This is a genomic window from Marinitoga okinawensis (genome assembly GCF_055387075.1).
The window spans coordinates 125158-139659 of record NZ_AP042422.1 but is presented as its reverse complement, the minus strand read 5'-3'; the positions used below and the strand labels follow the sequence as shown (position 1 = coordinate 139659).

The window sequence follows — 14502 nt, the reverse complement described above, 5'->3', positions numbered from 1 at the left end:
TCCAAACAAAAAACAGGCTACCAAAGTAGCCTGTTCAACTTAATTTATTTATTGTAGCATTATTTCTTCCCACTCTTCAAGCCATTTTTCCATATTTTTATTCATTTCTTCAGGAGATATTGTCACTATCTTTTCTGGAATAAGTGCATAATTAAAAGCTTCTGGCATTTTAACATTAGTTACAGGAAACATCCACTGATTTAATGGAACATTTTTTTGAAAATCATCAAATAGCAAAAATTCTATAAATCGTTTAGCTAATTCTAAGTTTTTCGTTCCTTTGACAATTCCTGCACCTTCTATTTGAACATATGCACCTTCTTCCGGGATAAATGCTTTATATTTAGTTGAATGATAATAATAATATGAATATGCACCATCAGTTGCATAACTCACCATCATCGGAGCTTCGCCAGATTCAAATTTTGCAAATGCTTCGCTCCATCCAGGAGCTACCGTTAAAATTGCTGGTTTTAATCTTTTCCAAAATTCTTGCCATTTGTTTCCATATACTGCTATTGTCCATAACAAAAATGCCTGACCTGTACTTGATGTTCGTGGATCTTCAATAATCAATTTTTTATTCATATGCGTTAAATCTTCAAAACTTTTTGGTATAAAACTTAATTTTTCTGGATTGTATACTATTGCTATTGCACCATAATCATATGGTATTAAATGATATGTTTTATCATAAATCAAAGTATTATTATTAATTTTATTGATGTTCAAAGGTTTATATGGAATTACTAAATCTTCATTTATAGCTAATACAGATAAAGATTGATCTAACCCTATAACAACATCAGCCTTTGGATTTTTATTTTCCATTTTTAACCTTGCTAAAACATTTCCACCATCACCTAAAACAACAACATTCACTTTTACTCCATACATATTTTCAAATTTTTGAATAGTCCCCTTCTTTATCCAATCCAAACTATCATAAACATATACAGTGAGAGTATTTGCCAAAACCACACCAACAATTAAGATACTCATTAAAACCATCAAAACCTTTCTCATCCATCTTACCTCCTTAAAATTTTTATAAAAAAATACGCCTTCCGGCATTGGAAGGCGTTAATTCTTATATTATTAACTCCGCTCTCCCTACGCCGGTATTACCCGGATCAGGTGCTGGGGTCTAAGGCTTCCACCTTAATCTCAGCTCCGGCTTAGGAGCTCCCCCGGCGGTTCTACAAAATAATTATATCACTAAAAATAAGAAAAATCAATATATAACTTATTTAGACATTAACAAAAAATTTTAAAAAATAATGTGAGCAAATTCTTGAAAATCCATATACTTTCACTTCGCGAAAATTTAAATATTATAAACTAAAATAATTATTTTATTTTAAACATATATTAATTATTACATTTTTTTTAATATAAAAACTTTTATTTATTTTTAATTCTATTTTTGTTATTTTTAAGTAATGTTTGTTTTACTATTATGTTATAGGTTTGACTAACCAGTCGGTCATTTTTTATGGTCAGAATATCTTCTATTTTTGCTATTTTTATAATCATAGAATATGACGGTTTAATTTTATGACTTTTTTTGTCATGTTTGAAATGATTTGTAAAATGTATTATAATACTTTTGACTAACCAGTCAGTCATAGAGGTGATCTTAAATGATGGTAAATACAAAAAACAAAAAAAGTGCATATAAAGAACAAAAGAAGAAAAAAATAGCGGAAAATGCTTTAGATTTAATTTTGACTAAAGGATTGTCTCATTTTACTATGGATGATGTTGCCAGAGAAACTGGGGTATCAAAAGGAACATTATATCTATATTTTGATAGCAAAGATACATTAATTATAACAGCTTTTGGTATATTGGTAGAACGCCTGAAAAATTATATTACTAACCTTTTACCTAAAGAAAATTCAAAGGAAGAAAAAGCAAAGGCCATTATTAAGTTGTATTCAAAAATAATAAAAGAGTTTCCTTCAGATGATCTTTTAAGACTTTTTGAAATTTTAATCAATTCTATTCATGATAAAAAAAGAATAAAAGAGCTCGGTGATTTATTTAGTGATTATTATTCACAATTATTTGATTTATGGTCTGAATTTGTTCCAAATAAAACAACTGCTATTATATTGCAGGCTATGATTGATGGAATTGGTATCTATAAATCAGTTGGTGTTAATTTTAAGGAAGGAGAATTATGTACATCTTTAGAATACATTATAGAGAAAATTATATCATAAAGGAGGGGTTTGTATGAAAATCCTTGACAGTATGAAAAGTATGATGCTAAAACAAGCATCAAAATTAGTAACTAATGTTGTAAGAAATTCTGATGTCGAAGATTTAGCTAAATTGCTAAGAACACTTTCCAGCTTAGCAAAAGAACCGGCAAAAAGTGGATTAAGGAAATTAGCAGATGGTGCTGAAAATCGAGACCCTATGCTCGTTAATTGGTCAAATCTATTTAAAAGATCAAATCCTAAAGTTGTAGAAAAAGTTATTAATAATCTCATTATCAATGAATTTGCAATTGGAGAAAAAATCAGACAAGAAAAAATGCACGAATACAAAGTTGTTTTACCAAAATTAGCAGTTATCAGTCCTACATATGCATGTAATTTAAGATGTGTTGGATGTTATGCAGGATTATATGGACACAAATATCAATTATCAAAAGAAGAAATTTTTAGTGTAATAAGACAATTTAATGATTTAGGAATTTACTTCTTCATAATTACAGGTGGAGAACCATTCATTTATCCATACTTATTTGATGTTCTTGAAGAGTTCAATGATTCTTATTTCATGATATATTCAAATGGAACATTAATTGACGAGGAAAAAGCAAAGAGATTAGCAGAATTAGGTAATGCTACATTGTCAATTTCGTTAGAAGGTTATGAAGAAATGACAGATTGGAGAAGAGGTAAGGGCGTTTTCAAAAAGGTTATGCATGCTCATGAATTATTAACAAAATACGGTGTAATCTATGGTGCTTCTATTACAGCAACAAGAAAAAATCACGATTTAATAATGAGTGAAGATTTCTGGAAATTCTTAAAAGAACATAATGTAGCCTATGCTTGGATATTCCAATTTATGCCTGTTGGAATGGATCCTACAATGGACTTAGTACCAACACCGGAGCAAAGATATGAAAGATTTGAAATAACCGAAAAAATGAGATTAAGTGGAGATTTTGCCTTCGTTGCCGATTTCTGGAATCATGGATTCTTAACACATGGTTGTTTAGCTGCAGGTGCAAAATACTTACATATTAATGCAAAAGGTTATGTTGAACCATGTGTATTCCAACAATTTGCAGTTGATAATATAAGAGAAAAATCAATAATAGAAATATTGAAATCTCCATTCTTTGAAGCATATAAGAGGACCATACCATATTCAAATAATTTATTCAGACCATGTCCAATTATCGATAATCCAAAAGTATTCAGAGCTATGGTTAAAAAGTTCAATGCAATACCTCAACATCCTGGTAGTGAAAAAGTTATTACAGAATTAGCTCCTGAAATAGATAAATTAGCAGAAGGTTGGAAACCATATGCAGATAAATTATGGTATGAAAAGGGTTATGCAGAAAAATATCCATCTAAGCGTGGAGTATATAATTATGAAACAAGAATGAGAAGATATGCTAATAATGAAGAAAAACTTGCTTTAGATAAAAAAGGTTAATACTTAATAAAATCAGGAAGCTTAAAAAGCTTCCTGATTTATTTATATATTATTATTAACTTATTCGTTGTGGAAATCTCAGCTCTACTTTAGTACCTTTGTTAACTTCAGAATCAATATGAATTCTTCCTTTTAGTTTTTCTATTAATTTTTTTACTATTGCCAATCCTAATCCGCTACCAGGCTTGTTTTTAGCTAATCTAACAAATGGTTTGAAAATTTCTTCTAATTTTTCTTTCGGTATCCCCGGACCACTATCTTCTACTGTAATTACATATTCCTTTGTTTTTTCATCAAAATCTATATATACATTAACAAACCCTTTATCGGTATATTTTATAGCATTTCCTACAATATTCACTAAAATTTGTTTCATTTTAATTGGATCCGTTTCTATCATTTCAGGCATATTCTCTCCAAATTTTATATTTAATTCCACATCTGGAGATAATTGTGGTTCTACAATAGAGATAGATTCATAGATTAAGAATTTCAAATGTAATTCATTGATATTCAGCTCTTCTTCTCTGTTTAATTTATTAAATGTTGAAAGGTCTGATATTAATGAGTTCATATGCTTGGAACTTAAATATATTCTTCTAACCAATTCTAAAATTTCCTCTTTAGATAAATCATTTTTACTACGTAAAATACCTTCAGAATATCCCAAAATAGAAGTTAGTGGAGTTCTTACTTCATGAGTTATAAAACTTAAATATATTCTATTTAATTCATTAGCTTTCTTCTCTTCATCTCTTAAAGATTTTAAAGTTAAAAATGTTGAGGCAAAACTTCCAAATATTTTTAATGATTTTTTTGCCGTTTCACTAAATTTTTTCAATTTAAAATTATCTATATATATATGTCCAACTACCTTTTCACTAACTTTAAGTGGGCAAGCTAATGTTATCATTGTTTCGTGTTTTGCATGAAGAACCTGTACATTATCCTTAAAAAATCTTGATGGACTTTTAAATTCTTTGAAAGAATCTATTTCTATAATATCCAGCAAATTAATATATTTATATATATAAGAGTCTTCAAGAGGAGATATTAAATTCTCTAATATTTCTTCATCATAATTATATCCTGCAACAGCTTTATATAATGTATTATCTATAAGCCAAATTGTACCAGCTTCTGCTTCTGGGATACTTTCAACTGCTACAGAAAGTAATTTTTTCATAAATTCTTTTTCATTTTCTTCTCCTGTAAATTTTGAAGATAATTCTGCCATTAATTCAAAATTAGATAAAATATCTTTATTTTCGCAATTCATCACCCTACCTCCAATTTTTCTATTTCTTTACAATTATAACACATTTTTTATACTTGTCAAATTCCAAATGAAGTTTTTTTCATAATAAAAAGTTCAAAATAAAATAATCAAAATAATACTCGTTCATCCAGTGAAAATTATTTATCCTCAAAGTTGTAATCAAAATAAAACTCATCCAAAAGCCTGATTGCTGATCTGAAAAAACTAAATAATCCCATCAAAAATTGCTGGAATTATTTCAGACTGTTGACAAAGCATTTTCTAAAAAAATAATATGAACGAGTATTTGAAAATTCCCGAAACTTTCGCTTCACGAATAATATAGAATATTATAAAATTAATAAGAATCTTTTATTTATCTTTAATGCTTTGCATTAAAGATATGACTATGAGCATTTTTGAGGAAAAGGAATTTTCACCTGGTGAAGAGCATTATTTTATAATTTTCTTCATTTTTTTTAGATTAGCAATCAAGCATCTGAATGAGTTTTATTTTTATCCCACAAAAATTGTTTTTATATTTAATGTAAAAAACTCTGCTGAAAGCAGCAGAGTTTTAGTCAATTGTATATTTAGTTCCTTCTGGTGTATCTTTTAATGTTATTCCTATATTTTTCAAAGTATCTCTAATATAATCACTTAATTGAAAATTTTTCTCTTTTCGCAACATATTTCTAACATCAATTAATATATTCATTAATTCTTCTGTTTTTAATGCTTTTTCCTCTTTAGTTGGCAATTCAAAAATCCCTAAAACTGGCCCAAATTCATTTCTTATTAAATGATATGTTTCTAACGCTCTTTGTTCATTGTTTTCATCAAATGATTTATTTAACTCATTTACTAAATCAAATATTAAAGCAATCGCTTTAGGCGTGTTGAAATCTAAGGATAAATAATCAATAAATTCTTTTATTTTTTCTTTCATATAATCTGATTGAGGAATATATGGAACATGTTCTTCATATTTTTCCTCTACTCTTTTTAATGCATCATTTACTCTTTTAACAGCTTTCTTTTGTGCATTTAATCCTTCTTCTATAAAATCAAGTGGTGTCCTATAATGTTTAGATAATATAAATGTTTTTATTGTATCTGCGTCATATGCCTTTACTAATTCTCTTACTAACCATATATTTCCAATAGATTTAGACATTTTTTCACCAGAAAATCTTATCATACCATTATGCATCCAATATTTAGCAAATGTTTTCCCATGTCTTGCTTCTGATTGAGCTTTTTCATTTTCATGATGTGGGAATATTAAATCATTTCCACCAGCATGTATATCAAATGAATCACCTAATAAACAATTTGACATAACAGAACATTCTATATGCCAACCTGGTCTTCCTTTACCCCATGGACTTTCCCAATATGGTTCTCCTTCTTTTGCTGCTTTCCATAATGTGAAATCTAAAGGATTTTTCTTTTTTTCTGATATCTCTATTCTGGAACCAGCTATCATATCTTCAGGCTTCCTATGAGATAATTCACCATATTTTTCAAATTTTGATACATTGAAATAAACATCACCTTCGGATTCATAAGCATAGCCTTTTTTTATTAAATCTTCTATAAATTCTATAATTTCATCGACATAATTCGATGTTTTCGGATGATAATTAGCTGGTCTAATTCTTAAATAATAGGAATCTTTCCAATATTCTACAATATATCTCTCCGCTATTTCTTCAAAAGGAACTCCTTCTTCATTTGCTTTATTTATAATTTTATCATCTATATCTGTAAAGTTTTGAACCATTGTTACTTTATAACCCACATATTCTAAAAATCTTCTAAATGCATCAAAAACAATCATAGGTCTTGCATTTCCAACATGTATTAAGTTGTATATTGTTGGACCACAAACATACATTCTTACATGATTTTTTTCTATAGGCTCAAAATCAACAAGATCTCCTTTTAATGTATCGAAAATCTTTATGTTTACCATTCTGCCACCACTCTTTCCAATCTTTGAAGAACTCTTGTCCTTCCAATTAAATGAATGGTTTTTACTAAATCAGGTCCTTCAAAAGAATTTGTCAAGATTTTTCTTAATGACATATAGAATGGTTTCTTTTTAGGTTTTGCTTCTTTCATTGCTTCTTTTATATTTTTTAATATAGTTTCTACTTTCCAATCTGGATCATTTAATACTTTTTCATGTATAAGTTTTATTGTAGTTTTTACACCATCAGCTGATAAAAATTCTTTTAATTCTTCATTTTCCAAATCTACTTCAAAGTCCTTTAAGAATATTTCTAATCTATCTGGAATTTGGGATAAATCTTCAACGGATTCTCTTACTATATCAACTGCTTCTGTTACCCATTTTTTATTATTTTCAAATTGTTCTTCTGTTAATAGATCTTTTTCCAATATAAATGGTTTTGATAATTTTACTATTCTATCTAAATTAGCCTGTCTTATATATACCCCATTCATCCATTTTAATTTTTCATTATCAAAAATAGCAGGACTTGAATTTACTCTGTTTAAATCAAAATTCTCTATCATTTCTGATAATGGCATTATTTCTTTTCCTTCAGGATGTGACCAACCTAATAATGCTAAATAATTTACTAAAGCTTCTGGTAAATACCCTTTATTTCTAAATTCTTCTACAGATGTTGCACCATGTCTTTTTGATAATTTTTTTCCATCTGGTCCTAAAATCATTGAAACATGTGCAAATTCCGGAATTTTTGCTCCAAAGGCTTCATATAATGCAACTTGCCTCAATGTATTAGATAAATGATCATCACCACGAATAACATGAGTAATTTCCATTGTCATATCATCTATAACAACAGCATAATTATATGTTGGTAATCCATTACTTCTCATAATAATAAAATCTCCAATTGCACCTTCACCAAAAGTTACAGGCCCTTTAATCAAATCATTTATAGAAAAGGCTTTTCTTGGCATTTTAAAGAATACTACTGGATTTAATCCTTTTTCTTCAAATTCCTTTTTTCTTTCTTCTGTATTATAGGGTTCTAATAATTCATATGAATAATGTGGTGGTTTGCCTTCTTTAGCCAATTTTTCTTTTATCTCTTCCATTTCTTCAGGATATACATATGAATAATATGCTTTACCTTCATTAATTAATTTTTCAGTCATCTGTTTGTATATATATGTTCTTTCACTTTGTCTATATGGTCCATATTCTCCTTTTACATTTGGTCCTTCATCCCAATCTAAACCTAACCAGGTTAAAGCCTCAATTAATTGGTCTTCTGATTCTTTAGTAGATCTTTCTATATCTGTATCTTCAATTCTTAATACAAACACACCATTGTGTTTTTTAGCAAATAAATAGTTATATAATGCAGTTCTTGCTCCTCCCACATGTAAAAAACCTGTTGGACTTGGTGCGAATCTTACTCTAACTTTCATTTTATATCCCTCCTAATAATTTTGCTCTTGTATATGCTGCAATTGTTTTAGCATCTGTAATCTCATTTTTCATTATCATATTTTCAAACTTTTCTATTTTTAATTTTTTTACTTCTAAAAACTCATCTTCATCTAAATTCATTTCTGTACTTTCAAAATCTTTTGCTAAATAAAGATGTATAATCTCATTGGAAAAACCTGGAGTTGTATATATATATCCCAAATAAATCCATGTATTAGCTCTTTTACCAATTTCTTCTTCTAACTCTCTTTTTCCACATTCTAATGGTTCCTCTCCTGGTTCATCAAATTTTCCTGCTGGTATTTCTAATAAAGATTTTCCAATAGGAAATCTATATTGTTCTACCAAATAAACATATTCATTTTCTACAGGTAAAATAGCAACAGCCCCAGGATGCACCACATATTCTCTTGTAGATTGTTTTCCATTAGGCAACTCTACGAGACTTTTTCTTACATCAAGTAGAACTCCAGAAAATATTCTTTCTTCTTCTAATTGCTTTTCTTCAAAATTCATAATTTTTCCTCCTGTTTTAAAACTACCATAGTTATATCATCATTTGGAAACTTTCCATCTAACATCTCATTAATACTGTTCTTTATTTTTCTTGATATATCTTTAGGGTTTTCAAACTTGCCTGAAACCAATATATTATAGAAATCCGTTTCTTTAAAATTATCTTTTATATCATATATTCCATCTGTATAAAAAATAATATATTCATCCTTATTTATTTTTTTATTATAAACATCTATATTATTTTCATTTAACAATCCAACACCTAATGGGAAATTCGTTTTTAAATCATACTTAATTCTATTTTCCCCCAAAAATATTACTTCTCTGTGAGCTAAATTTACATATTCTATATAATTTTTTGATATTATAGAAAATACACCTGTAAAATACATACCATCAAAAAAATATTCCCTCGTGTTTTTTTCTAATGTTAATACAAACTCTTTTAAATTATTTATATGATGTATCCTATATATATTTTCTATTTCTTGTTTTATTATAACGGATAACAAGGCTGAAGTCACACCATGTCCAGAAACATCATATATATATGCAAAAACTTTATCTTTCTCTAATGGTATTACATCAAACATATCTCCTGATGTGCTATGAGAAGATATATATATATAATCAAAATTGATATTATTTATTTTTTTTATTTTAGGCAATAAATTAAGTTGAACTTTTCTTGCAATCCTAAGATCTTTTTCATAATTTTCCAACGATTGTTTTAGCTTTTTTTTAGTGTTATAAAAGTCTAAGTGATTTTTAATCTTTATTAATATTTCATATGGATTTGCTGGCTTATTTATATAATCCGATGCTCCAATTTTTAGTGCTTCTTCTTTTATTTTCATATCATTAATAGCAGTTAAAAAAATTATTGGTATATCTAATTCCGTTTTTATCTCTCTTATTTTTTTACAAACATCTAAACCATTCATATCAGGAAGTTTTACCTCTAACAAAATAAGATTTGGCTCATGAACTTGAGCCAGTTTTATTCCCGAAAATGCTGTTTTAGCCTCATATACATCAATTTCTTTATCAAAATCAAGTTCATCCAATATAAAATTTTCTTCATTAAATATATCTTTTAAAAAGCTTCTATGTTCATCATTCCCATCAATTATCAGTATTTTTAACATCTAATTCGTCCCCGGAAAATCCATATGGAAGCAACTCTTCTACAGTCATCACTTTTATATCTTCCTTTAAATTTGTCAAAATGACTTCATCAACGCCAAACTCTGAAATTACTTGTCTGCATGCACCACATGGACTAATAGGATTTTCTGTATCTCCTATTACAACTAATGTTTCAAAATCCTTTTCTCCTTCTGAAACTGCTTTAAATATTGCAATTCTTTCTGCACACATTGACAACCCATATGAAGAATTTTCTACATTTGTTCCAGTATAAATCTTACCGCTTTTAGTTAGCAATGCTGCTCCCACTTTAAATTTAGAATATGGAGAATATGAATTATTCATAACTTCTTTTGCTTTAATATATAATTCCTCAAACTTCTTTTGATTTGTTTTCATTAAATTCCTCCTTAACTGTTATTTTAACTTTATCAATTTTATTTTTAGATACAGAAACTATTTCAAATACTACACCTTCTAGTGTAATTTTCTCTCCTGCTTTTGGAAATCTCTCAAATTCTTCTAATAATAAACCGCCTATGGTTTCAAAATCTGTTTCTGGTAATTCTAAATCTAATTCTCTTTCTATATCATTTATTGGAGTAGTTCCATTGGCCAAATATACATTTTTAGCTAATTTTACAATATTTATTTCTTCCGAAACTATATCGTATTCATCTAATATTTCACCTGTTAATTCTTCAAGAATATCTTCTAGCGTAACTAATCCTGCTGTTCCTCCATATTCATCAACTACAATAGCCATATGTGTATGTTTCTCTAAAAATAGCTTCATAACATCTCTTATTTTCATAGTCAGAGGAATAAATTCTACCTTATGCATAATATTCTTTATATTTATATCTAAAACTTCTTCACTTATTCCTTCTTTTTCTAATATCTTAAATACATCTTTAGCATAACACACACCTATTATATTATCAATGGATTCCTTATATATCGGTATTCTAGAATACCCTTCTTCATTTATTATTTGAACTAACTCTCTAATATCATCTTCATCTGAAATTGCCACTATATCAACACGAGGAGTCATAATTTCTTTAACGGATATTTCTTTTAATTCTAATCCTCGTTTCATAATGAATTTTTCATCTTTCTCTATAACTCCTTCTTCATGACCTATATCTAAATAATTCATTATTTCATCTTCTGTAATAAATGGTGCTTCACTAATTTTTTCTCCACCAAATAATTTTATAAAGAAATTTGATATATTAACTAATAACCATATAATTGGTTTTAATATTATAGTTAAAAAGGCTATTACAGGAAATACTATATTAAAAAATTTTTCCGTGTTTTCTCTCGCATATACTTTAGGGGTAATTTCACCAAAAATCAAAATCATTAAAGTTAAAATTCCAGTAACAACACCAACAACCTTACCTGTATTTCCTGGAACAAGTTCAATAATAAATGCTGTTGACAATGAAGAAATTAATATATTAACCAAATTATTCATTACAAGAATTGTAGTTAATAATTGATTCGGGTGTTGCAAAAAATGATGCAATTTTTCTCTTGCATTGTCATTATCCTCATTTTCAATTAAATCTTTTACCTTCAATCTACTCATAGATGTTAATGCAGTTTCTGATGCAGAAAAAAAAGCTGATAAAAACAGCAAAGATATTATCTCTATTACCATCATTAATACTTGCTTATAACTGGCCGGGTCTTCCACATTTAATCCTCCCCTATCGTAATTTTTTAAATCCATATCCTAACGCTTCTGAATTTGTTAAAATACTTATAAATGCTTTTTCATCTACATTTTTTATGATTCTTCTAAGTTCTCCTATTTCTCTTCTTGCCAAAACAATCATTAAAACATTTTTCTTTTGGGATGTATATCCACCTTTTCCTTCTAAAATAGTAACTCCTCTATCTAAATCTTTTAATACTCTTTCTTTTATTTTATCATATTTTTCGCTTATTACAAATACAGTTCTTGCAGATTCAAAACCATCTATCACCGCATCAATCATTTTAGATGTAACAAAAATTGTTATGATACCATACATTGGAACTAATGGATTTATTAAAAAAGCTGACATTGTTACCAACGTGTCGACCATTAATAATCCTTTTCCTGTTGAAATATGGAAATATTTATTTATTATCATCGCTAAAATGTCCGTACCACCTGTAGAAGCATTTCTCCAAATTACCAAACCAATACCGAGTCCAGCTAATACACCACCATATATAGAACTTATTAATAACGGGTCTATTTTAATAGTTGAATTTAATAATAAATTTTTCATCATAGAATCAAGGTGTAATCCTTGTTCAAAAAAATCAATAGAAAATGATAATAATAATGCAGCATAAATACTTTTAAAACCAAATCCTATTCCTAATAACCAAAAACCTAATGCAAAAAGAACTATATTATAAATTAACATTTGAACACCTAACCACCATCCAAATAGATTTTTTAATACAATAGCCAAGCCACTAACTCCGCCAGCCACAATAGAAAAAGGATCAAGAAATAATACAATTCCCAGCGCTGTTAAAAGTGTTCCAACAGTTATTATAATATAGTTAATGATTTCCTTTTTTGCATTTATTTTCAATTATTATTCCCCCAATCCCTTTAATTTAGCTATTTCCTTTAACAATTTCCTTTCTCTTAAACCAGGCTTTTTTATTTTTATATTCACTTTAATATATAAATCTCCATATTTTCCTGTTCTAAAATCCGGTAGCCCATGACCTTTCAAAACCAATACTGTACCTGGATTCGTTCCTTCTGGAATTTTTAATGTTGTTTTTCCATTCAATAAATCTATTGTAATCGTATCTCCCAACAAAGCTTGAACATAATCTATATCAATTGTTGTTTCTAAATTACTTCCATTTCTCACAAATTTAGGATGTCTTCTAACATTTACTTTAATTATTAAATCTCCTGCTGGTCCTCCATTTTTTCCATCATTACCTTTATTTGGTATTCTAAACGTGTATCCATCTTCAACTCCAGCAGGAATTGTTATATCTACTTTTTCATGAACAATAACTTTTCCTGAACCATGACAAACATTACATCTTTCATTAATTATTTTTCCTTCACCATGACATGTAGGACATTGATAATTTCTTACAAATACACCAAAAAAAGTCCTTTCTTCTTCTTTTATAACACCTGTACCATTACATCTTGGACATGTTGTAAAACTTGTACCATTTTTTGCACCTGTACCATTACACGCTTTACAGGTTGCATATCTATCATATTCTATCCTTTTATGAATATCATTTAATACATCTTTAAGATCAACTGTAATTGAAAAAAACTTATCTTCACCTTTTACTGGAGGTTTTGAAGTTCTTTGCCTTCTTTGAGAAGAAGATCTTGAACCTCCTCCCATAAACATATCAAAAATATCTGAGAAAGTTCCACCAAAATCGCCTGCATTACCAAAAAGATCTTCAAATAAATCTTCAAAACCACCTCTTCCTCCACCTTGATTTGGTGGTGGCATGCCATTTTCTGGAACAAACCCAAATCTATCATATAAAGCCTTTTTTTGAGGATCACTTAATACTTCATATGCTTCTTGAATTTCTTTGAATTTTTCTTCTGCTATATCTTTATTTTCTTGATGTCTATCTGGATGCCATTTCTTTACTAATTGTCTATATGCTTTCTTTATTTCTTCTGGAGTTGCATTTTTAGATACTCCTAATATTGCATAATAATCTTTCTTTTGTGTCAATATCATTCACCCCTTTCTTCGTTTATTTCTTTGTCTGATTCATCATTTCGTTCTTCTTTTTTCTCAATATTATTATTATTATTATTATTATTTTCTTTATTTAAAGGTTTTATTGCAACTTTAACCTTGGCTGGCTCAATAATTTTTCCTTCTAATTTAATACCAGGGGATTCCAGACTGTATACATGATATTCCTCAACCTCATCGGTTTCAACCTTTTCAATTGCATCATGTTCAAATGGGTCAAATTTATCATTTTTATTTGGAGCAATAAACTCTACACCAATATCTTCAATCATCTTTACAAATGATTTATACACCATTTCTACGCCTTTAGCAAATAATTCTAAATTTTCCTGATTTTTCATTACAATAGAAAAGTTTTTATATATAGGCAATAGCTGTTTAATTACACTTTCCTTTGATTCTTTTTTTACCCTTATTTTTTCTTTTTGAACTATATCCTTGTAATTTTCAAAATCTACTTTTAAATTAATTGCATAATTCTTTATTTTATCATATTCTTTCATCAAATTCTCTTTTTCAACTTTTTGATTTTCTAATTCATTTTTTAGTTCATCAATTTCCTTTTTTAATTGTTCCATTTCTTTATCTAACACCTTCTCTTTATTTTTAACTTCCTTAATTTTTTTCTCAGAATTTTTCTTTTTTTGTGGCATGTAAAT

At 28.1% G+C, this 14502-nt stretch carries 13 protein-coding genes and 1 riboswitch; of the genes, 2 read left to right on the top strand and 11 right to left on the bottom strand.

Annotated features, from left to right (window positions below; genetic code table 11):
- Nucleotides 1-48: 48 nt before the first annotated feature.
- Complete coding sequence (locus tag ACZ5CK_RS00655) at nt 49-1026, bottom strand: thiamine ABC transporter substrate-binding protein (RefSeq protein ID WP_464581980.1); 978 nt, start codon at nt 1024-1026, stop codon at nt 49-51.
- A gap of 66 nt (nt 1027-1092) precedes the next feature.
- Nucleotides 1093-1202, bottom strand: a riboswitch (TPP riboswitch).
- Nucleotides 1203-1643: 441 nt separating this feature from the next.
- Between ACZ5CK_RS00655 and ACZ5CK_RS00650 the strand changes: the two genes are divergently transcribed.
- Nucleotides 1644-2228 (top strand): TetR/AcrR family transcriptional regulator, encoded by a 585-nt coding sequence (locus tag ACZ5CK_RS00650; RefSeq protein WP_464581979.1) that lies wholly within the window; start codon nt 1644-1646, stop codon nt 2226-2228.
- A gap of 13 nt (nt 2229-2241) precedes the next feature.
- On the top strand, nt 2242-3687 hold the full coding sequence (locus ACZ5CK_RS00645; RefSeq protein WP_464581978.1) for a radical SAM/SPASM domain-containing protein: 1446 nt from the start codon (nt 2242-2244) through the stop codon (nt 3685-3687).
- Nucleotides 3688-3742: 55 nt separating this feature from the next.
- On the opposite strand, the gene ACZ5CK_RS00640 is transcribed toward ACZ5CK_RS00645, so the two are convergent.
- From ACZ5CK_RS00640 to ACZ5CK_RS00595, 10 genes are all read right to left on the bottom strand, one after another.
- Nucleotides 3743-4966, bottom strand: coding sequence for a GAF domain-containing sensor histidine kinase (locus ACZ5CK_RS00640; RefSeq protein ID WP_464581977.1), 1224 nt, complete (start codon nt 4964-4966; stop codon nt 3743-3745).
- 556 nt (nt 4967-5522) lie between these two features.
- On the bottom strand, nt 5523-6914 hold the full coding sequence (gene cysS / locus ACZ5CK_RS00635; protein WP_464582995.1) for a cysteine--tRNA ligase: 1392 nt from the start codon (nt 6912-6914) through the stop codon (nt 5523-5525).
- A 2-nt stretch (nt 6915-6916) separates the two neighbouring features.
- Nucleotides 6917-8377, bottom strand: a complete 1461-nt coding sequence (gltX, locus tag ACZ5CK_RS00630) for a glutamate--tRNA ligase (protein ID WP_464581976.1) — start codon at nt 8375-8377, stop codon at nt 6917-6919.
- Nucleotide 8378: 1 nt separating this feature from the next.
- Nucleotides 8379-8915 (bottom strand): NUDIX domain-containing protein, encoded by a 537-nt coding sequence (locus ACZ5CK_RS00625; protein WP_464581975.1) that lies wholly within the window; start codon nt 8913-8915, stop codon nt 8379-8381.
- Entirely contained in the window at nt 8912-10066 is a 1155-nt protein-coding gene (locus tag ACZ5CK_RS00620) for a SpoIIE family protein phosphatase (RefSeq protein WP_464581974.1), read from the bottom strand. The genes ACZ5CK_RS00625 and ACZ5CK_RS00620 overlap by 4 nt, the downstream gene beginning before the upstream one ends.
- Nucleotides 10044-10466, bottom strand: coding sequence for a cytidine deaminase (locus ACZ5CK_RS00615; protein WP_464581973.1), 423 nt, complete (start codon nt 10464-10466; stop codon nt 10044-10046). Before ACZ5CK_RS00615 ends, ACZ5CK_RS00620 begins: the two co-directional genes overlap by 23 nt.
- The gene (locus ACZ5CK_RS00610) at nt 10441-11775 is read right to left on the bottom strand and encodes a hemolysin family protein (RefSeq protein ID WP_464581972.1); all 1335 of its coding nucleotides are present in this window, start codon (nt 11773-11775) and stop codon (nt 10441-10443) included. The genes ACZ5CK_RS00615 and ACZ5CK_RS00610 overlap by 26 nt, the downstream gene beginning before the upstream one ends.
- A 13-nt stretch (nt 11776-11788) precedes the next feature.
- Nucleotides 11789-12673 carry a YitT family protein gene (locus ACZ5CK_RS00605; protein ID WP_464581971.1) on the bottom strand — a complete coding sequence of 295 codons (885 nt, stop codon included), beginning with the start codon at nt 12671-12673 and terminating at the stop codon, nt 11789-11791.
- Between the two features lie 3 nt (nt 12674-12676).
- A complete protein-coding gene (gene dnaJ, locus ACZ5CK_RS00600; protein WP_464581970.1) occupies nt 12677-13822 on the bottom strand; it encodes a molecular chaperone DnaJ in 1146 nt (381 codons plus the stop codon).
- The gene (locus ACZ5CK_RS00595) at nt 13819-14496 is read right to left on the bottom strand and encodes a nucleotide exchange factor GrpE (RefSeq protein WP_464581969.1); all 678 of its coding nucleotides are present in this window, start codon (nt 14494-14496) and stop codon (nt 13819-13821) included. The genes dnaJ and ACZ5CK_RS00595 overlap by 4 nt, the downstream gene beginning before the upstream one ends.
- Nucleotides 14497-14502 lie beyond the last annotated feature (6 nt).